Origin of the sequence: Leucobacter muris, from assembly GCF_004028235.1 — a bacterium.
In the GTDB taxonomy this organism is placed as follows: domain Bacteria; phylum Actinomycetota; class Actinomycetes; order Actinomycetales; family Microbacteriaceae; genus Leucobacter; species Leucobacter muris.
This window is the reverse complement of record NZ_CP035037.1, coordinates 1,573,373-1,591,006: the sequence shown is the minus strand read 5'-3', so window position 1 is coordinate 1,591,006 and position 17,634 is coordinate 1,573,373. Positions and strand designations below refer to the sequence as shown.

Here is a 17,634-nt window from a genome sequence, read left to right as displayed (position 1 = left end):
GCGATGTCTGCGAAAGAGTCTCGGAACCCCTCGGGCGGTGCGGCGTCGCGCGGGCCCGTCGTTTCCCGGCACTAGCGGCGCTGGGCGCTCGATGGATCACCGGACTCGTGGCGTCGGCGATGCTCGCTCCTGAGCTCGCGGTAGCGGGGATCCGCCGCAGCGCGATCCCACGCCTCCTTGAAGATGCGTGCGCTCTCGGCTTTGACGGGGTCCTCCTGGCGCTCGAGCTCCGCTCTGCCGTGGGCGCCGCTCTGCCCCTTTCGATCAGCGGGAACCGGACCGCGGTACTTCTTGCCGCCCAGATGGTTCGCGTAGCGCCGTGCCCGGGTGTATCCCATCTGCAGGAACTTGCGAGCCATGTCCGCTCCGACGAAGTCGCCCGACGCGAGATAGTCGTGGAACATGGTCAGAATGCGCTCGCTCGACTCGCGTGCGAGCTCGGGCGTGGCGAACCGCCAGTGCGGCAGCAGCTCCGACTTGTAGGGCTCGACCTTCAGCACGCCCTGCTCGCCGCGCCCGATGCGGTACAACTCGGGATGCCTGCGCAGGTCGAGCGAGGCGTAGTCGAGCGAGTAATCGAAGTCGGCCATGCCCCAACTGTCTCATCATCTCGGCGTTCGGGCCAGGGCCGCACGCCGGCGGGGCGGGCGGCCCAGTCCAATCGTCGACCTGCGAGAAAAGTGCACGGCGGTGCGAGAGTAGGGCGTGCGGGGCTTGAACCCGCGACCGACGGATTATGAGAGCGTCGCGAGTGTCTATCTGGGGCGCGCTGAACTCGACCGTACTTCCCTGAGAAAAGCCGCTATGCCGCGTCATTTCGGGCGATACTCGCTGAGCGCGGTAGCTACTTCGGTCAAGCCTGGATCACGGTAGCGAAGCGCGGCGGAGGGGATTTTGAGGGGATTTTACTCCTCAGTTAGCGCCGCCCATTCACTGCTTGCCGTCCGGCGCACTATCTTGGTCCCGAAGTTCCGTCAGAAGCTCAAGTGGATCGAGATCGAGAGTTTCCGCCAGACGCTCTAGGCTCCGGAGAGAAAGATTGCGTTCTCCACGCTCTATTGCACCCATGTATGTTCGGTGCACACCAAGACGTTCTGCGAAAGCCTCCTGGCTCACGCCTCGGAATGACCGATAGAGCCGCAGGTTGCGCCCAACAACCTTCTGCAACTCACCTTCCACAGTTCCTAGACTCTCGGTGCGCTACTTTTGAATCTACATACTTATAAGTAGCATTACAGGAAGGTCATCCTGACGGCATCGTTAACCTGAGGAGCTATTTGTGAGTACAGTAAAGCCGGTCACAAACCTATTCGGAGGCCATCCACATTCAGCAGAGGTGGTCTATGCGTCCACGGACCCGCAGAACACTTGGTACCTTCTTCGCGAGAATCTCATGACGCAGCTCTCACGGCGTCCTCCGGAGGTCTACACCGAGCGAATCATCGCCCAGGACCGCGGTGGCCGCAAGCGTCTGCAGAAGTTGACGGCGCAAGGTTGGGAAATCCAAAGCGCGACCCCTCGAAGAATGCTGCGCGGAGACGTCTACGTGTTTACCCGCCCCCAGACGACAGCAGACGAACGCGAATTCTTGGGATGGAAGAAATGATCGCCGCCCCCTCGGAGGATCCCTCGGTTCTGAGGATGCTCGCATGAACAACGAAAGTGAACTCGCCCGACCGGGTCGAGAGGCGCGAGGCGTGCCAAGTAGAGGCCTTGCGATAGCTGCGCTCGCAGTCGGTAGCGCCGCCTTCTTGATCGGCTGGACGCCCTTCTTTGGACTGGCCGCGGGAGCTACTGCGATCATTCTCGGCGTGGTCGCGCTTCATAAGAAGCAACCGAAAGCACTCAGTATCACCGGCATCGCTCTGGGTGGTGTGGCTGCTCTCACCTCGATCGCCTTGACCGTCTTCGCGCTTGCCGTTACCGACTGGGACGCTGTCGCAACCGGACCGAGGACGGAGCAGACCGCTGCCGAGCCCTCACCGTCCGCGGAGCCGGAGCCCACGCCGACGCCGACTCAGAAAACACCAGAGGCAACTTCGAAGCCGAAGCCCGAGAAGAAGGAGCAAGAACTTCCGAAGCCAGAGGGGAAGCCCAAACCTAGTACCCCCACCCCGCTTCCAGCAGCAGAAGCAACGTCAGGTGGGATGACTTCTGGCATGGCTGAGGTGGCGTGCGAGAACACGGCTCGCGAAGCATTTCCCTACGGAGTAAAAGTTCACTGGTTCACGGGGACTATTGCGGAACGACTCGAGAATGATGTCTGGTTCATCAAAGCCGAGATCACACCGAAGAATGAGTACGGCACGAAGATCGAAGGCGTGGTGATGGAGTGCACCGTGACGGGCTCTGAAGAAGCCCCGCAGATCCTTGCGTTTGACGTCTACTAGATTTCACCCATCTGACTGCTGAAGCTTAATGTTCGCGGGCGCATGCGCTCGACACTCCGAATGTGGACGTTCAAAACTTCGAATGTCCACATTCGCGATCTTGAGGATTAAATACCCAAACGGTTATTCCGACATAGCGCCTCATGAATCTGTTTGAATTGGCCTGGTTTGAGTTCCGATCTTTATACAAGGATGGAACTACGATGCCAAGCAAATATGACCCTGAACTTCGCCAGCGCGCACTTCGGATGCTCGCCGAAGCCCGTCCCGAGCACGAGTCGCTGACCGCGGCCTGCCGACACGTCGGTGGGCTCCTCGGAGTGAGCCCGGAGACGCTGCGCGTGTGGCAGCGCCGCTACGACATCGATACCGGCGCGAAGCCTGGCACCTCGATCGATATGGCCCAGGAGAACCGGCGGTTACGCCGCGAGGTGAGCGAGCTCCGTAAGGCCAACGAGGTACTCAAAGCCGCGAGCGTGTTTTTCGCGAAGGAACTCGACCGGCCACGAACGAAATGATCAGATTCATCGACGAGTACCGTGATCGTTTCGGGGTCGAGTTCCTCTGTCGTACGCTGCGTGCGGCAGTTCGTGGGTTCCTCACCTCCCGCGGATACCGGGCCGCGAAAGCCCGGTCGGCCTCAGCCAGGCAGCTGCGCGACGAGTTGCTCCTCCCTGAGATCCGGCGGCTCCACGCGAAGCACTATGGCGTGTACGGGCGCCGGAAGATGCATGCCCTGCTGAAGCGTGAGGGGTGGAAGATCGGCCGCGACCAGACCGAGCGTCTGATGCGGCTCGCCGGCGTGCGCGGGGTACGGAAATCAAAGCGCGTGTTCACCACACGCCCTAACAAAACGGCGGCACTGCCTGCCGATCTCGTCAACCGGAGATTCGCCGCTGACGGGCCGCGCAAGCTCTGGGTGTGCGACGTGACCTACGTCGCCACCTGGTCTGGGTTCGCCTATGTCGCGTTCGTCACTGACGTGTACTCGCGCAGAATCGTGGGCTGGAATGTCGCTGCGACGCTGAAATCTGAGGTTCTGCCGATGCAGGCACTCGATATGGCTGCGTGGCAATCGGGCGGCAGGCTCGATGGCCTGATCCATCACGCCGATCACGGGTCGAATTACACCGCCATGGTCTATACGGATCGCATTGCGGAACTCGGAGCAGTGCCCTCGACCGGGACGGTCGGCGACAGTTTTGACAATGCCATGGCTGAGGCGGTCAACAACCTCTACAAGACCGAACTGATCCGACAGCAGGGCCCCTGGCGGACGGTTGAGCAGGTCGAACTCGCGACCCTCGAATACGTGTGGTGGTGGAACCATGAGCGCCTTCACGGGGAGCTCGATATGCGTACCCCGATCGAGGTCGAGCAGGCCTACTATGCTGAGGCCGAGGAACTTCTGTCACCGACAGGTTGACAGGAAAACCGGTCGGAACTCAAACCAGGCCAATTCAGTCCGCCAACCGCGTGGGCAACACCGACCGGAACTGGCTCATTCTTCTTGACCTTCCGGCGCCCTGTCCATGCCATGGCAAGGATTACGACGAGAACAACAAGTTTAACTGCGATCTTTACGTGATTCACTCCTCCGCCACCCATCTCGTTCACTCCGACGAGCAGAACGCCGGTAACGAGTTGCACCCATGCGCCGGCGAACTGGAAGAGGCCGACGGTCGGAGTCTTGAACGTGGCGAGCCATCCGCCCAGGAGTGCGGCTGCGCCGAGAATGTGCAGGAAGACGAGTGAAGCGTGAAGTAGGTCCATGACTTCAACCTAACCGGAACGCTAAAGCCTCCACCTCCTGTCGGCTAACGGTCGCGGATTCTCACAGGCCGCTATCAGGGTTATCGACATAGCGTTGACATGTTTGTTGACGCAGAGTCGACAAAGAGCTGGCAGGAGAGGGAGACATGTTTCTAGCGATCCGCGAACTGAAGTTTGCGCGCGGACGATTCGGCCTGATGGGTGCAGTCGTCTCGCTCGTCGCACTGCTGATCGTTCTGCTCTCGGGTCTCTCATCTGGCTTGGTCAACGACGGGGTGTCTGGTCTGAAGTCGCTGCCGGTCACCGCGTTTGCGTTTGACGAGGGCACGAAGACCGACAACGCTTTTTCGCGCTCAGTCGTCGAGGAGTCGCAGCTCGAGATCTGGGAGTCGTTCCCTGGCGTGGGGGCAGCGACGCCGGTCGGTGCGGGAATGACGAATGCCACGACAGAAGACGGCACTCAGATCGATCTCTCGCTTTTTGGAATCGTCCCTGATTCGTTCCTGAGCCCGAAGGTATCCGAGGGGTCGACCATCTCGGGTCTTGGGGGCATCGTGGTATCCGAGACGGCGAAGAGCGACGGACTAGAAGTTGGCAGCATCATCACCCTTGATCGGCTCGACACTGAACTTGAGGTTGTCGGCTTTACTGAGGGGCAGTCGACGTTCGGTCACGTCGACATGGCCTATCTCAATATTGATACCTGGCGGCTGATCGCCTCCGGTGCTGCACAACCCGGCGTTCCGACGCAGGACCAAGTCGATGCGCTCGATTTCGATGTCGCGAGCGTGGTCGCAATCCAAGCGAGCGATGCAGAAGAGCTCGATCTCGCCGCAGGCGATCGTCAGGCGGAGACCACAGCCGTGACACTGAAGGAGTCTTTCAACTCGTCTCCTGGATACGAGGCAGAGACACTGACGCTCAGCATGATTCAGATGTTCCTCTACGCGATCAGCGCTCTCGTGGTCGGCGCCTTCTTCACGGTCTGGACGATTCAGCGGCAGCATGAGCTCGCGGTTCTCCGAGCTGTCGGCGCCTCGGGTCGCTACTTGCTTCGGGACTCGCTGACCCAAGCCGCGATTCTGTTGGTCGCATTCACAGCAATCGGAGTTGCCGCTGGTGTCGGGCTGGGCTCCATAATGCCTGAAGGCATGCCCTTCGCTCTTGAGCCCGCACCCGTCCTCACGGCCTCCTTGATCACAATCGCTCTGGGTCTCGTTGGGGCTGCGGTTGCGGTCCTCCGCATCACGCGAATCGAACCCATCTCCGCCTTGGGAGGGCAGCGCTAATGTCATTTGCACACAACCTGGAAACGATACTTCGGTTTGAGAATGTCACCCTCGAACTCGGTGACGGCGATAGTAGGGTGCGGCCGCTGGACTCAGTGAGCCTTGAGATCGCGCGCAGCGAGTTCGTGGGCGTGGTGGGCCCATCTGGGGCCGGAAAGTCGACCCTGCTTGCCGTGGCGGGTGCACTGCAGTCACCTGACAGCGGTTCGGTTCGCGTGCTCGACCAGGAGCTCACGGAGATGGCTGGCTCTCAGGGAAAGATGGCCAAATTTCGTCTGCGAAACATCGGCTTCGTGTTTCAATCGGGCAATCTGATCCCCGCACTCAACTCTGCAGACCAGCTGCGTCTCATGAACAGGCTCGCAGGCGGATCATCATCGTTCGATCCGATGCCGTTCCTGGAAGCGGTTGACATGGCACACAAGGCGAAGAATCTTCCTCGTCAGCTCTCCGGAGGCGAGCGACAGCGTGTTGGCATCGCCAGAGCTCTCGTCACCCGTCCGGGTCTACTGCTGGTCGACGAGCCAACGGCAGCACTAGACCGTGCCCGAAGTCAACAGGTTGTCGCCCTCCTCGCGGAACAGAGCAAGACCCATGGGGTTGCCGTCATGATGGTCACCCATGACCACGAAGTGCTCGGACACTGCGACCGCGTGCTAGAGATGGTCGATGGCCGGCTCGGAACATTCCAACCAGCGACAACGTAGACTCCGCGGACCTCCTACCTCGCCCGAAAGGTCAGCTTCACGGTAAGTTCATTAGCAGGCGACGGAATGAGACCAGTGGAGGATGAACTGTGCCACGAATCACTGCGAACACCGTAGCTGAGCACCGCGCAAATCAAGAGCGCCTGCTGCTCGACGTCGCACACGCGATCCTAGAGGAGACTGGCGAGATCGGAAGCATGCGCGATGTAGCTGAACGTGCAGGGCTGGCAAGGTCGAGTGTTTACCATTACTTCGAGTCCACGGAGGCATTGCTTCAGGCGCTGGTAGAGGACATCTTCCCCAGATGGACGATACGCATCACTGATGCCATGGATGCTGAGCCCGAACCAAGTGGCCGACTCGTTGCCTATGCCCTCGAGAATCTCCGTCTCGTGCATGAAGGGGCACACGCCGTCGGCTCCGCACTCGCGGCCCTCTCGCCCGGAGAAGCCCTGAACGAACAAGCGGCCGGAATGCATCGCGCTATCCAGGAGCCACTGATTCACACACTTGAAGTCCTGGGGGTCGAGGATTCCGAGGCCATGGGTGAGATGATCAACGCCGTCGTCCACGCATCCACTCGCCTCTTAGAGGCCGGGAAACCGTTCAATCAAGTGTCCTCGACTCTCATTGCCGTGATTGAACCGATGGCGGTCGAACTGCAAAGACGAGCCGCAGCAAAGACCTCCTAGCATCTCACAGCGCAAATGAATACGCCCTCCTGCTCCGCCTCGCCCAAGAGGCACGGGGTCCAGTGCAGCGCCCAACGCCTTGGAGGGGTTCTGGAGTGGAACTTGCAAATCGCCGCTCGACGGATACCGCGCGATCCCTTGCAAACACTGGTAGGGCGTGCGGGGCTTGAACCCGCGACCGACGGATTATGAGTCCGCTGCTCTAACCGACTGAGCTAACGCCCCTGGCAACCGTTCCATCCTAGTGGAGGCGTTCCGCGGGCTCACCCGTACGCGTCGGGGACGCACGCCTGGCGCCGCGAACGGTCGAAAAATGCCGCGACGCGCGAAGGTCGGAGCGCTTTTCGACCACTCGTGGCCCGTATCACCACGCCCTCGCGCATGTGGCATCCTCACCCAAGGCGGTGCCACGAGAACCGCGGCCCGCGAGAACTGCGAGTGCGACCCGGCAGCCCACTCAGGCCGGGGCGCGGTCGGGGTCGTAGCCCGCGTCGATGAGCGAGGTCGCGCGCTCCGTCTGCGCACTGAAGTCGAGCATGTCGGTGCGCAAACCGAGGTCGCGGTCGACGTGCAGCGCCATCGAGTGCGCGGCGTCGCGCACGTCGCGGGCCGCGATCGCGTCGAGCACTGCGCCGTGGTCGCGGTGCATCGTCTCGAGGGTGGTGCCGAGGATCACGCGCCCCTCGGTGCTCGCACCCTCGAGCACCGACATGACGCCGAGGTAGAGGTCGAGCAGCAGCTTGCTGCCGCTCGCCTCGACGACGAGGCGGTGGAATGCGTCGGGGGCGGTGCTGCGGTTGCAGGTGTCGAGTGCCTCCGGCGCGGCCCCCGCGACCAGCCCCTCGTGCACTCGGCGATGCGCCTCGCGCAGGCCGGCGAGCTGTTCCTCGGTGCGGTGCACGGCGGCGTGCTGGGCGGCTTCGATCTCGAGCGACCTGCGGTAGACGAGCACCTCCTCGAGGTCGTGATCGGCGAGGAACTCGGACAGGATCGAGCTCACGGGGGTGCGTGATCGCACGAACGTGCCGACCCCGGGAACGGTCTCGAGCATGCCGAAGGCGGCGAGCGAGCGCACCGCCTCGCGCACGGTCGACCGGCCGACGCCGATCAGCTCGACGAGTTCGGGCTCCTTGGGGATCAGGTCGCCCACCGCCCACTCGCCGGTGGAGATCTTGCCGCGAAGGAAGTCGAGCGTGTCGCGCGCCTTCTGCGAACCGCGGGTGGTGCTTGTCATGTGACGACCTCGTGAGGATTGGGGGAACAGCGTCAACTATATCGGGCGGTGCCGCCGTCCTTCTGCGCCGCTCTGGGCGCCCGACGGGCGACGCGCTTCACATCACGATGGTGGTGGCCGACACGTCGAGGCGGCGCAGCCGGTTGGCGGTCCAGATGATGAGCGCGCCGAGCAGCACGAGGCAGACGCCGCCGATCACGGCGACGACCGTGAGTGCGAGGCCCGGCCAGGCGAGCGCGACCACGCCGCCGACGAGGATCAGTACGCCGGGTACGAGGATCGCGGGGCCGCGCCCGGCGAAGCGGGCGCCGATCGCGATCCAGAGCACGCCGAAGACCACGAGGCCGACGCCCACGAACGCAACGATCGCACCCACCGTGAGGTCGGAGAACACGATCGCGAGCACGCCCGCGGCGATGAGCACAATACCCCCGATGAGCGCAGCTGGCGACGCCGCCGACCGGGTGAGCACGGCGAGTCCGTTGGCGATCAGCGCGGATCCGAAGAGCACCACCAGCATCCCGGTCGCGGCGAAGAACGGCCACACCAGGAAGCCCACGCCGACCGCCGCGACGAGCACGCCGGTGACGAGCAGCGTCCACCACGGGAACCGCCGCTTCTCGGTGGTGTAGACGACGGGTTGCTGGCTCACGGTCGACCTCCTCGGCGCCCGCACACTGGCGGTGCGCTCGCTTCCAGACTACGACACCGCGCCTGGGCGAGAATGGAAGGATGGACCGTGAGCTCTTCCTCTCCCCCGCGCTCGAGGTGGCGCCCCGTCTGCTCGGGGCCACGCTCTCGGTGACCGGCGACGACGGCCTGGGAGGCGCGGGCACGGTGACGATCCGGATCACGGAGGTCGAGGCCTATCACGGGGTCGGCACCCCCGGCCCCTACGATCCGGGATCGCATTCGAAGGATCGGCGCACCGAGCGCAACGCGTCGATGTTCGGCCCGCCCGGCCACGCCTACGTCTACTTCAGCTACGGCATGCACTTCGCGCTGAACATGGTGTGCTCGCCCGAGGGCACGGCGTCGGGGGTGCTGATCCGTGCGGGCGAGGTGGTCGAGGGCGGCGAGATCGCGCAGCGTCGGCGCTCCGCGAAGCGGGGCGGCGCGACCGTGCCGCAGCACATGCTCGCTCGCGGCCCCGGCAATGTGGCCGCGGCGCTCGGGATCGCCCGCGAGACCCATGACGGCCTCGACCTCTTCGAGGCGCCGTTCGCGGTTGCCCGGGACGGCGCCGTCTCCGGCCGGATCACGAGCGGTCCGCGGGTCGGGGTCGCGGGCGAGGCGGGCGGGCCGGCGTTCCCCTGGCGGTTCTGGCTGGCCGACGAGCCGAGCGTCTCCGCATTCAGGCCGGGACGCGGCGCCCCGAAGCCTCCGCGGGGGTAGCGCTCGCCGAGGCAGCGCCCGGGCCGCGCCCCGGCTCAGGCCGGAAGCCAGGCCCGCAGCGCCCCGCCGTCGGCCTCCCGCTCCAGTTCGAGCTCTCCACCGCGGTCGGCGATGCGGTTGCTCAGTCTGGCGAGGCCGCTGAGCGCCGGGTTCTCGATCGGCACCACGCCGAGGTGGCGCACTTCGGCGAGAAAGCGGCCGTCGCGCGCTTCCAGCCGCAGTTCGAGCCGGCTCGCCTCGCCGTGCCGCAGCGCGTTCGAGACGCCCTCCTCGATGGCGCGCACGAGCAGCAACCGGCTCGTGCGATCCAGCGGGTCGGGCACCGGGATCTCGTCGGCTGAGATGCGCACCGGGATCGAAGGCGGGATGCGGGCGACGAGCGCTCGAGCGGCCGGCAGCAGGCCGCGATCGAGGGCCTCCGGGTAGAGCGAGGCGCTCAGTGCGCGCAGCTCTCGCTCCCGCAGCTCGTCGAGCTCGGCGCGCACCTCCTTGAGGCGGGCGGCGAGTTCCCGGGCTTCGGCCGGCCCGACCCCGGTTTCGCCTTCAAGCCGCGCGCCGGCCTCGCCGAGGGCGGCCCCGAGCATCACGAACCGGTTCTGGAGCGTGCCGTGCAGCGTATCGGCGACCTCGCGTCGCACCCGGATCTCCTCCTGCTGCAGCTCGTCGAGCGCCTCGGCTGCACGGATCGCAGCCGCCTGCCGGTCGCGCTCCGCCCACCGGGCCCGACGGCTGAGCCCGACGATCGAGACGGAGATCCCGAGCACCGCGAGACCGACCGGCACGGCCGTCAGGGCGTCGTGGAGCGCCTCCTCGGCGCGCGCGACCGGGTGCACGTTGAACAGCAGCTGCAGGCCGGCCCGCGCCACGACGCCGGTGGCGACGATCAGCAGGGCGAGCGCCGCGGCGCTCCAGAACGGGCGGTCGATGATCCTCGTCCACGCCGCCCCGAACGCCATGATCGCGACGCTCACCAGGTTGATCGAGGCGCGCAGGCTCGCCTCGGCGACCGGCCCGAGCGCGTGACCGCCGATGCGCGGCGCGGGCACGCCGTGGACGAGCATCGACTGCGCCGTGGCCCCGAAGGCGAAGAAGACACCGATCAGCAGCACCGAGAGCACCAGCATCCGAGTATCGGACACCCGGTCGGCCGCAGCCTCGCGCTGCGCACCGCGCATCACGCGGTCTCCTCCAGGTACAGACGTGCGGCCGCCACGCGGGGGTTGAAGCGCGCGCGGTCGATCTGCAGGCCGGCGTAGATGGCGTTCACGTGGTTGTTCACCGAGCTGAGGGCGAGGCCCAGCCGTTCGGCGATCGCCTGGTTGGTGAGCCCCTCGGTGACGAGCTGCAGCACCTCGAGATGCCGGCTGCTCAGCCCCTCCAGGCGGCCGCCGGCCCGCACTCGGCGCGAGCCGACCACGTCGGGATCGATCACGCGACGGCCGGCGGCGCAGGCTCGAATAGCGCGGATCAGCTTCGCCGAAGAGGTCGAGGAGTTCTTCGAGAGGTAGCTCCACTGCTCGCGCTCGTCGAGCTCGAGCAGCATCTGCGAACGGTCGACCGCGGAGAGCAGCACGACGCGGAGATCGGGGTTCGACCGCTGCAGGGCGCGGCCGACGTCGAGCCCGGTGCCGTCGGGCAGCTCGACGTCGAGCAGGGCCACGTCGAGGGCGCGCGCGTCCCAGTTCGACGTCGCGTCCGAGCAGTCGGCGGCGGTGACGACGGCGAAGCCGGGCACCGCGCGGAGCAGATGCTGCAGCATCTCCCTGAAGAGCGGTTGATCCTCGAGAAGCCCGATCCTGAGCGTCTGCGTCATCGTGTCTCCCGGTCACCCTGCCGTGTGCGAGAAGCTTATCGCACCGGACGTCTCAGTCGGTCGCCGGACCCGCGGACCCCGGCTGCTGCGCGCCCGACCCGGCGGCCTCGGCAGGCGCGTCGAGCGCCGAGGCGCCGGTCTGCGGGTGGAACTTCGCGAGGCCGATCACTCCGACCACCGCGAGGGCGCCGGAGGCGATGAACGCGAACACCGCCCACCCCGGGGCGTTCGCCGCCTCGTTCAGCACGATGATGCCGATGAGCACCGCGACGATCGGATCGATCACCGTCAGCCCCGCCACCACGAGATCGGGCGGGCCGGACGAGTAGGCGTTCTGCACGAACACCATGCCCAGCAGGGCGCCCACCACGAGGGCCGCGACGCAGAGCCAGGTGAGGGTCTCGAACTCGCCCTGCTGCAGACGGCCGATCACCGCCTTCGCGAACGTCGCGACGAAGCCGTACAGCACGCCGGCGCCCACGATGTAGAGCAGCGCGACCCGGTGGTGCCGCAGCAGCACGAAGGCGATCAGGGCGAGCACGAGCACGACCGCGAAGGTGATGAGGATCGTGGTGAGCTTCGCATCGGTCACCGGGCGATCGGTGGCGGTGAACGCCGCGATGCTGACGAAGGCCACGATCCCGAGCACCGCAAGGCCGATCGAGATGCGCACGCGAGTGTCGAGCCGCACGCCGCTCAAGCGCGAGTTGAGGATCGACGTGATCACGAGCCCGACCACGCCGATGGGCTGCACGATGATGATCGGCGAGAGGGCGAGCGATCCGATCTGGAACGCCACCGCGAGGCCGAGCAGCAGCGTGCCGCTCACCCATGACGGGCGCCGCAGCAGCCCCAGCACGTGCCGAAGCGAGAGGCCGGAGCCCGCGCTCGCGCCCACGATGCGCTCGACCTTGTTGAGGCCCCGCGACTGGTACTGCGCCCCGAAGGCCAGCAGGGCGGCCCCCAGCAGGGCGAGCGGAGTCCCCAGGAACTGCCTGGGATCGAGCGAGGCGACCTCGCCGAGCCCCTCCATCGGCAGGACCGACGCCAGCACCGTCAGGCACCGCCGCGCATGAGCTCGACCAGCCTGGCGGCGGCCCGTGGCACTTCGTCGTTCACGATGATCTCGTCGAACTCCTCGGCCGAGGCCAGCTCGACCTTCGCGGTCTCGAGCCTGCGGGCGCGCTCCTCGGCGTCCTCGGTGCCCCGGCCCACGAGCCGCTGCACGAGCTCGTCCCAGCTCGGCGGCGCGAGGAACACGAGGCGGGCCTCGGGCATGCTGGCCCGCACCTGTCGGGCTCCCTGCAGGTCGATCTCGAGCAGCATGAGTTCGTCGCGGGCGGCGGCCTCGAGTACCGGCCCCCGCGGCGTGCCGTAGCGGTGCTGGTTATGCACGGTGGCCCACTCGAGCAGGTCGTCGGTGGCGAGCATGCGGTCGAAGCCCTCGTCGTCGACGAAGAAGTAGTGGCGGCCGTGCTCCTCGCCGGGGCGGGGGGCACGCGTGGTGGCCGAGACCGAGAGCCGCACCTCGGGGTAGTGCTCTCGGATGTAGGCGGCCACTGTGCCCTTGCCGACCGCGGTGGGGCCCGCGAGCACGGTGAGGGGCGGGCGCTCGGAGGACGCGCCCGTGCGTTCGCGCACGAAGGCTTCCAGGCGCTCGCGCTGCAGCGCGCCGAGCCCGCCGAGGCGTTTGCGCTCGGAGATGCCGAGGTCTTCGCGTACGCGGTCGGCCTTCACGGCGCCGATCGCGGGGAACGAGAGGAGGAAGTCGGTGATGCGCAGCGACGCCTCCGTGCTGCCCGGGGCTCGCGATTGCTCGAGCACGCGCAACGGCGACACCTCGCCGCTGCGCAGCTTGCGCTTCAGCTCGGCGCGCGCGCGCCGCGCCGCGATCGCGGCACGGTTCGCCGCAACCCGGTCGACCTCGGGCATCGCCCGCTTCTGCGGGTTCCCATTCGTGCTCATCGTCCTGTTTCCCTCTCCCCGTTCCAAGCCTAGGGTATGTCTCGCGAGCCCTCGTCTCCCGCGCGGGCCGGTTCGGAGCGCCGCGCGCGCCGCCGTCGTCGACTCGGCACCGGACGAGCCCCGCCGCCGCTCCGGGCGAGGCGCCCGGCCGTCCGCTGCGATGCGGCCCACGAGGCGCGGCCCGGGAACCTAGGCTCGCGAGGCGGCGAGGGCGGAGGCGATCGCGTCGGCGCGCCCGCGCACACGATCGGCGAGGCCGACCGCTCCCCCGGCGAGGATGCTGCGAGACTCGTTCGCGAGCAGCGCGTGGCCGATGCCGCCGAAGATCTGCGCCGCCTGTTCGATGCGCGCCCCCTGGTGGCCGAAGCCGGGCGCGAGCACCGGCAGCGCGGGGCGCACAGCGGGCTTCGCGACGTCGATGCCGAAGTCGGCGAGGTCGAGCGTCGCGCCCAGCACGACGCCGACGGAACCGACGCCCGAGCCCGCGGCGGCCTCGGCGTTGAACGCCTCGGCGTCCTCCACCATCGCGCGGGCGACGCTGCGGCCGTCGTCACGGGCCGCCCGCTGCACCTCGCGGGCCTCGGGGTTCGAGGTCGCGGCGAGCACGAAGAGGCCCTTGCCGTGGTCGCGCACGTGCGCGAACGCCCCGACGAGGCTCTCGAAGCCCTGGTAGGCGACGGCCGTCATCGCGTCGGCCTCGAGCGGGGATCCGGGTGCCAGCCAGGCGTCGGCGTAGGCCCCGAAGCTGGAGCCGATGTCGCCGCGCTTCACGTCGGCGACCACGAGCAGCCCCGCCTCCCGGGCGTCGGCGAGCACGCGCTCGAGCGCGGCATAGCCCGCCGAGCCGAAGCGTTCGAAGAACGCCACCTGCGGCTTCACGCACGCGGCCACGCCGGCGGCGGCCGCGACGACTTCGCGCCCCATCCGCTCGGCGCCGGCGGCGTCGTCCCCGAGACCCCAGTCGGCGAGCAGCGGTGCGTGGGGATCGATCCCCGCGCAGAGGTGCCGGCCCGCGGCGAACTCCGCCGCGAGCCGGCCCCCGAAGGAGCGCGCGCTCATCGCGCGGCCGCCGCCTCGGCGAGCACCGCGTCGCGATCGGCCTGGTACTCCTGCAGCGACTTCACCGCGAAGCCCTGCTGCTGCGCCGAGATGGCGCCGACCGCGGCCGAGAGCTCCGACACGGTCGTGAAGATCGGCTTGTCGGCCGCAACCGCCGCAGCGCGGATCTCGTAGCCGTCGGCGCGAGCCGAACTGCCCGACGGGGTGTTCACGATCATGTCGATCTCGCCGCGGTTGATGAGGTCGACGATCGTGTCGCCCTCGGCGTGGGCCGAGTGCTTGCGGGCGACCTCCGAGGAGATGCCGTTGCGCGCCAGCACCACCTGCGTGCCCTGGGTGGCGAGGATGCGGTAGCCGAGCTCCTGCAGCCGCAGCGCCGGCAGCACCACGGAGCGCTTGTCGCGATCCGCCACCGACAGGAAGACCGTGCCCGAGGTGGGCAGCTCGCTGCCGGCCGCCGACTGGCTCTTCGCGAACGCCGTCGGGAAGTCGCGGTCCATGCCCATGACCTCGCCCGTGGAGCGCATCTCGGGGCCGAGCAGCGAATCGACCACGAGGCCCTCGTTGGTGCGGAAGCGCTTGAAGGGCAGCACGGCCTCCTTCACGGCGATCGGCGCGTCGATGGGCGCGCGCGAGCCGTCGCGCTCGGGCAGGAAGCCGCTGTCGACGAGCTGCTCGATCGTCTCGCCCGCCATGATGCGCGAGGCGGCCTTCGCGAGCGGGATCCCGAGCGCCTTCGACACGAACGGCACCGTGCGGCTGGCGCGCGGGTTGGCCTCGAGCACGTAGAGCACACCCTGTCCGATCGCGAACTGCACGTTGAGCAGGCCGCGCACGCCGATGCCCTCGGCGATGCCGAGCGTGGCTTCGCGCACCTGGGCGATCTGGTCGTGGCCGAGCGTGACGGGCGGCAGGGTGCAGCTGGAGTCGCCCGAGTGCACGCCGGCCTCCTCGATGTGCTCCATCACGCCGCCGATGTAGAGCTGCTCGCCGTCGTAGAGGGCGTCGACGTCGATCTCGATGGCGTCGTCGAGGAAGCGGTCGACGAGCAGCGGGTGGCCGGGGCCGACGAGGGCGTGGCCCTCGATGCGGCCGAAGTAGCCGCGCAGCGTCGCCGTGTCGTACACGATCTCCATGCCGCGCCCGCCGAGCACGAACGAGGGGCGGACGAGCACCGGGTAGCCGATCTCCTCGGCGACGCGCACGGCGCCCTCCTCGTCGATGGCGGTGCCGTTGCGGGGCGCCACGAGCCCCGCGCGCTCGAGGATGCCGGAGAACGCGCCGCGCTCCTCGGCGAGGTCGATCGCCTCGGGGGTGGTGCCGAGGATCGGGATGCCCGCGTCCTTGAGCGGCTGCGCCAGGCCGAGGGCGGTCTGCCCGCCGAGCTGCACGACGACGCCCAGCAGCTCGCCGCTCTGCTGCTCGGCGTGGATCACCTCGAGCACGTCCTCGAGCGTGAGCGGCTCGAAGTAGAGGCGGTCGCTCGTGTCGTAGTCGGTCGACACGGTCTCGGGGTTGCAGTTGATCATGATCGTCTCGTAGCCCGCATCGCTCAGCGCGAAGGAGGCGTGCACGCACGAGTAGTCGAACTCGACGCCCTGGCCGATGCGGTTGGGGCCGGATCCGAGGATCACGACCTTCTTGCGGTCGCTCGCCTGCACCTCGGTCTCGAGGTCGTACGACGAGTAGTGGTAGGGCGTGAGCGCGGGGAACTCGCCCGCGCAGGTGTCGACCGTCTTGTAGACGGGGCGCAGGCCGAGGCCGTGGCGCAGACCGCGGATCTCGGACTCGGACACCCCGCGGATCGCCGCGATCTGCGCGTCGCTGAAGCCGTGGTCCTTGGCCTCGCGCAGCACGTCGAGCGTGAGCTGCGGGGCGCCCTTCACCGTCTCGGCGACCTCGTTGATGAGTGCGATCTGATCGAGGAACCAAGGGTCGATCGCGGTCGACTCGAACACCTGCTCGACGGTCGCGCCGAGGCGCAGCGCCTGCTGCACGTCGACGATGCGGCCGTCGGTGGGGCGCGCGATCGATTCGAGCAGTTCGGCGACGCGCGCCTCGCGCTCGGACTCGGCGACCGGCTCCCAGTGGAACGAGGTGCCGCGCTTCTCGAGCGAGCGCAGCGACTTCTGCAGCGCCGTCGTGAAGTTGCGGCCGATCGCCATGGCCTCGCCCACCGATTTCATGGTGGTCGTGAGGGTGTCGTCGGCGGCGGGGAACTTCTCGAACGCGAAGCGGGGGGCCTTGACCACGACGTAGTCGATGGTGGGCTCGAAGCTCGCGGGCGTCTTCTGCGTGATGTCGTTCGGGATCTCGTCGAGGCGGTAGCCGAGGGCGAGCTTCGCCGCGATCTTCGCGATCGGGAAGCCGGTGGCCTTCGAGGCGAGCGCCGACGAGCGGGAGACGCGCGGGTTCATCTCGATGACGATGATGCGACCGCTCACCGGGTCGACGGCGTACTGGATGTTGCAGCCGCCCGTGTCCACGCCGACGCGTCGGATGATGTCGATGCCGATGTCGCGCAGCTTCTGGAACTCGCGGTCGGTGAGGGTGAGCGCGGGTGCGACGGTGATCGAGTCGCCAGTGTGCACGCCCACGGCGTCGACGTTCTCGATCGAGCAGACCACGACCGTGTTGTCGGCCGTGTCGCGCATGAGCTCGAGCTCGTACTCCTTCCACCCGAGGATCGACTCCTCGAGCAGCACCTCGCTGGTGGGGCTGTAGTGGAGGCCGTCGCCGGCGATGCGGATCAGGTCCTCCTCGGTGTAGGCGAAGCCCGAGCCGAGGCCGCCCATCGTGAAGGAGGGGCGCACGACGAGCGGGTAGCCGAGATCCTTCGCGAACTCCTTCGCCTCCTCGAGGGTGTGCGCGATGTGCGAGCGGGCGACGTCGGCGCCCGCCTCGATCACGAGCTCCTTGAAGATCTGGCGGTCCTCGCCGCGCTGGATCGCCTCGACCTTGGCGCCGATCAGCTCGACGTCGTACTTCTCGAGGATGCCCTGCTCGTGCAGCGCCATGGCCGCGTTGAGCGCGGTCTGGCCGCCGAGGGTGGGCAGGATCGCGTCGGGCTTCTCCTTGAGAATGATCGACTCGATCACCTCGGGGGTGATGGGCTCGACGTAGGTGGCGTCTGCGAAGTCGGGGTCGGTCATGATCGTCGCGGGGTTCGAGTTGACGAGGATGACGCGCACGCCCTCTTCGCGCAGCACTCGGCAGGCCTGGGTGCCCGAGTAGTCGAACTCGCAGGCCTGGCCGATCACGATCGGGCCCGAGCCGATGACGAGGACGGAGTTGATGTCTGAACGCTTGGGCATGGC

Annotated in this window: 18 protein-coding genes and 1 tRNA gene; 8 read left to right on the top strand and 11 right to left on the bottom strand. The window is 67.2% G+C overall.

Annotated elements, in window-relative coordinates:
- Nucleotides 1-71 precede the first annotated feature (71 nt).
- Entirely contained in the window at nucleotides 72-590 is a 519-nt protein-coding gene (locus Leucomu_RS07490; protein ID WP_017885114.1) for a DUF4385 domain-containing protein, read from the bottom strand.
- Nucleotides 591-930: 340 nt separating this feature from the next.
- Nucleotides 931-1,116, bottom strand: coding sequence for a helix-turn-helix domain-containing protein (locus tag Leucomu_RS07485; protein ID WP_267128475.1), 186 nt, complete (start codon nucleotides 1,114-1,116; stop codon nucleotides 931-933).
- A gap of 277 nt (nucleotides 1,117-1,393) precedes the next feature.
- Between Leucomu_RS07485 and Leucomu_RS07480 the strand changes: the two genes are divergently transcribed.
- From Leucomu_RS07480 to Leucomu_RS07450, 7 genes are all read left to right on the top strand, one after another.
- The gene (locus Leucomu_RS07480; RefSeq protein ID WP_128386830.1) at nucleotides 1,394-1,606 is read left to right on the top strand and encodes a hypothetical protein; all 213 of its coding nucleotides are present in this window, start codon (nucleotides 1,394-1,396) and stop codon (nucleotides 1,604-1,606) included.
- 43 nt (nucleotides 1,607-1,649) lie between these two features.
- Nucleotides 1,650-2,390, top strand: coding sequence for a DUF4190 domain-containing protein (locus Leucomu_RS07475; protein WP_128386829.1), 741 nt, complete (start codon nucleotides 1,650-1,652; stop codon nucleotides 2,388-2,390).
- Between the two features lie 203 nt (nucleotides 2,391-2,593).
- Nucleotides 2,594-3,816 (top strand): IS3 family transposase gene (locus Leucomu_RS07470; protein WP_128387728.1). Its coding sequence is split into 2 segments (ribosomal slippage): nucleotides 2,594-2,879 and nucleotides 2,879-3,816, totalling 1,224 coding nucleotides; the frame shifts between segments, so codons are not numbered across the junction.
- A 50-nt stretch (nucleotides 3,817-3,866) separates the two neighbouring features.
- Nucleotides 3,867-4,145: a hypothetical protein gene (locus Leucomu_RS15840; RefSeq protein ID WP_164884524.1), complete on the top strand. Its 279-nt coding sequence runs from the start codon at nucleotides 3,867-3,869 to the stop codon at nucleotides 4,143-4,145.
- Between the two features lie 164 nt (nucleotides 4,146-4,309).
- Nucleotides 4,310-5,452 (top strand): ABC transporter permease, encoded by a 1,143-nt coding sequence (locus tag Leucomu_RS07460; RefSeq protein WP_128386828.1) that lies wholly within the window; start codon nucleotides 4,310-4,312, stop codon nucleotides 5,450-5,452.
- Entirely contained in the window at nucleotides 5,452-6,159 is a 708-nt protein-coding gene (locus Leucomu_RS07455) for an ABC transporter ATP-binding protein (RefSeq protein ID WP_128386827.1), read from the top strand. Before Leucomu_RS07460 ends, Leucomu_RS07455 begins: the two co-directional genes overlap by 1 nt.
- An 89-nt stretch (nucleotides 6,160-6,248) precedes the next feature.
- On the top strand, nucleotides 6,249-6,851 hold the full coding sequence (locus Leucomu_RS07450) for a TetR/AcrR family transcriptional regulator (RefSeq protein ID WP_128386826.1): 603 nt from the start codon (nucleotides 6,249-6,251) through the stop codon (nucleotides 6,849-6,851).
- Between the two features lie 148 nt (nucleotides 6,852-6,999).
- Here Leucomu_RS07450 and Leucomu_RS07445 read toward each other — a convergent pair.
- From Leucomu_RS07445 to Leucomu_RS07435, 3 genes are all read right to left on the bottom strand, one after another.
- A tRNA-Ile gene (locus Leucomu_RS07445) sits at nucleotides 7,000-7,076 on the bottom strand.
- A 232-nt stretch (nucleotides 7,077-7,308) separates the two neighbouring features.
- On the bottom strand, nucleotides 7,309-8,085 hold the full coding sequence (locus tag Leucomu_RS07440; RefSeq protein WP_017885113.1) for a FadR/GntR family transcriptional regulator: 777 nt from the start codon (nucleotides 8,083-8,085) through the stop codon (nucleotides 7,309-7,311).
- A gap of 97 nt (nucleotides 8,086-8,182) precedes the next feature.
- A complete protein-coding gene (locus Leucomu_RS07435) occupies nucleotides 8,183-8,737 on the bottom strand; it encodes a DUF308 domain-containing protein (RefSeq protein WP_128386825.1) in 555 nt (184 codons plus the stop codon).
- Nucleotides 8,738-8,817: 80 nt separating this feature from the next.
- On the opposite strand from Leucomu_RS07435, the gene Leucomu_RS07430 reads away from it, so the two are divergent.
- The gene (locus Leucomu_RS07430; protein WP_128386824.1) at nucleotides 8,818-9,480 is read left to right on the top strand and encodes a DNA-3-methyladenine glycosylase; all 663 of its coding nucleotides are present in this window, start codon (nucleotides 8,818-8,820) and stop codon (nucleotides 9,478-9,480) included.
- Nucleotides 9,481-9,515: 35 nt separating this feature from the next.
- Here the strand turns inward: Leucomu_RS07430 and Leucomu_RS07425 are convergent, their stop codons facing one another.
- The 6 genes from Leucomu_RS07425 to carB form a co-directional block, all read right to left on the bottom strand.
- Nucleotides 9,516-10,655: a sensor histidine kinase gene (locus tag Leucomu_RS07425; RefSeq protein ID WP_128386823.1), complete on the bottom strand. Its 1,140-nt coding sequence runs from the start codon at nucleotides 10,653-10,655 to the stop codon at nucleotides 9,516-9,518.
- Nucleotides 10,655-11,293, bottom strand: coding sequence for a response regulator transcription factor (locus tag Leucomu_RS07420; protein WP_128386822.1), 639 nt, complete (start codon nucleotides 11,291-11,293; stop codon nucleotides 10,655-10,657). The genes Leucomu_RS07425 and Leucomu_RS07420 overlap by 1 nt, the downstream gene beginning before the upstream one ends.
- 52 nt (nucleotides 11,294-11,345) lie before the next feature.
- Entirely contained in the window at nucleotides 11,346-12,347 is a 1,002-nt protein-coding gene (locus Leucomu_RS07415; RefSeq protein ID WP_228407344.1) for a DMT family transporter, read from the bottom strand.
- A gap of 2 nt (nucleotides 12,348-12,349) precedes the next feature.
- Nucleotides 12,350-13,258: a guanylate kinase gene (gene gmk / locus Leucomu_RS07410; protein WP_017885107.1), complete on the bottom strand. Its 909-nt coding sequence runs from the start codon at nucleotides 13,256-13,258 to the stop codon at nucleotides 12,350-12,352.
- 189 nt (nucleotides 13,259-13,447) lie between these two features.
- Nucleotides 13,448-14,317, bottom strand: a complete 870-nt coding sequence (pyrF, locus tag Leucomu_RS07405; protein ID WP_128386821.1) for an orotidine-5'-phosphate decarboxylase — start codon at nucleotides 14,315-14,317, stop codon at nucleotides 13,448-13,450.
- On the bottom strand, nucleotides 14,314-17,631 hold the full coding sequence (carB, locus tag Leucomu_RS07400) for a carbamoyl-phosphate synthase large subunit (protein ID WP_128386820.1): 3,318 nt from the start codon (nucleotides 17,629-17,631) through the stop codon (nucleotides 14,314-14,316). The genes pyrF and carB overlap by 4 nt, the downstream gene beginning before the upstream one ends.
- Nucleotides 17,632-17,634: the final 3 nt, after the last annotated feature.

Excerpts from the sequence above, each read along its gene's own strand:
- pyrF (WP_128386821.1), bottom strand. The coding sequence starts at position 14,317 with ATGAGCGCGCGCTCCTTCGGGGGCCGGCTCGCGGCGGAGTTCGCCGCG.
- carB (WP_128386820.1), bottom strand. The coding sequence starts at position 17,631 with ATGCCCAAGCGTTCAGACATCAACTCCGTCCTCGTCATCGGCTCGGGC.
- Leucomu_RS07490 (WP_017885114.1), bottom strand. The coding sequence starts at position 590 with ATGGCCGACTTCGATTACTCGCTCGACTACGCCTCGCTCGACCTGCGC.
- Leucomu_RS07480 (WP_128386830.1), top strand. The coding sequence starts at position 1,394 with ATGACGCAGCTCTCACGGCGTCCTCCGGAGGTCTACACCGAGCGAATC.
- Leucomu_RS07430 (WP_128386824.1), top strand. The coding sequence starts at position 8,818 with ATGGACCGTGAGCTCTTCCTCTCCCCCGCGCTCGAGGTGGCGCCCCGT.
- Leucomu_RS07425 (WP_128386823.1), bottom strand. The coding sequence starts at position 10,655 with ATGCGCGGTGCGCAGCGCGAGGCTGCGGCCGACCGGGTGTCCGATACT.
- Leucomu_RS07475 (WP_128386829.1), top strand. The coding sequence starts at position 1,650 with ATGAACAACGAAAGTGAACTCGCCCGACCGGGTCGAGAGGCGCGAGGC.
- gmk (WP_017885107.1), bottom strand. The coding sequence starts at position 13,258 with ATGAGCACGAATGGGAACCCGCAGAAGCGGGCGATGCCCGAGGTCGAC.
- Leucomu_RS07460 (WP_128386828.1), top strand. The coding sequence starts at position 4,310 with ATGTTTCTAGCGATCCGCGAACTGAAGTTTGCGCGCGGACGATTCGGC.
- Leucomu_RS07455 (WP_128386827.1), top strand. The coding sequence starts at position 5,452 with ATGTCATTTGCACACAACCTGGAAACGATACTTCGGTTTGAGAATGTC.
- Leucomu_RS07440 (WP_017885113.1), bottom strand. The coding sequence starts at position 8,085 with ATGACAAGCACCACCCGCGGTTCGCAGAAGGCGCGCGACACGCTCGAC.
- Leucomu_RS07420 (WP_128386822.1), bottom strand. The coding sequence starts at position 11,293 with ATGACGCAGACGCTCAGGATCGGGCTTCTCGAGGATCAACCGCTCTTC.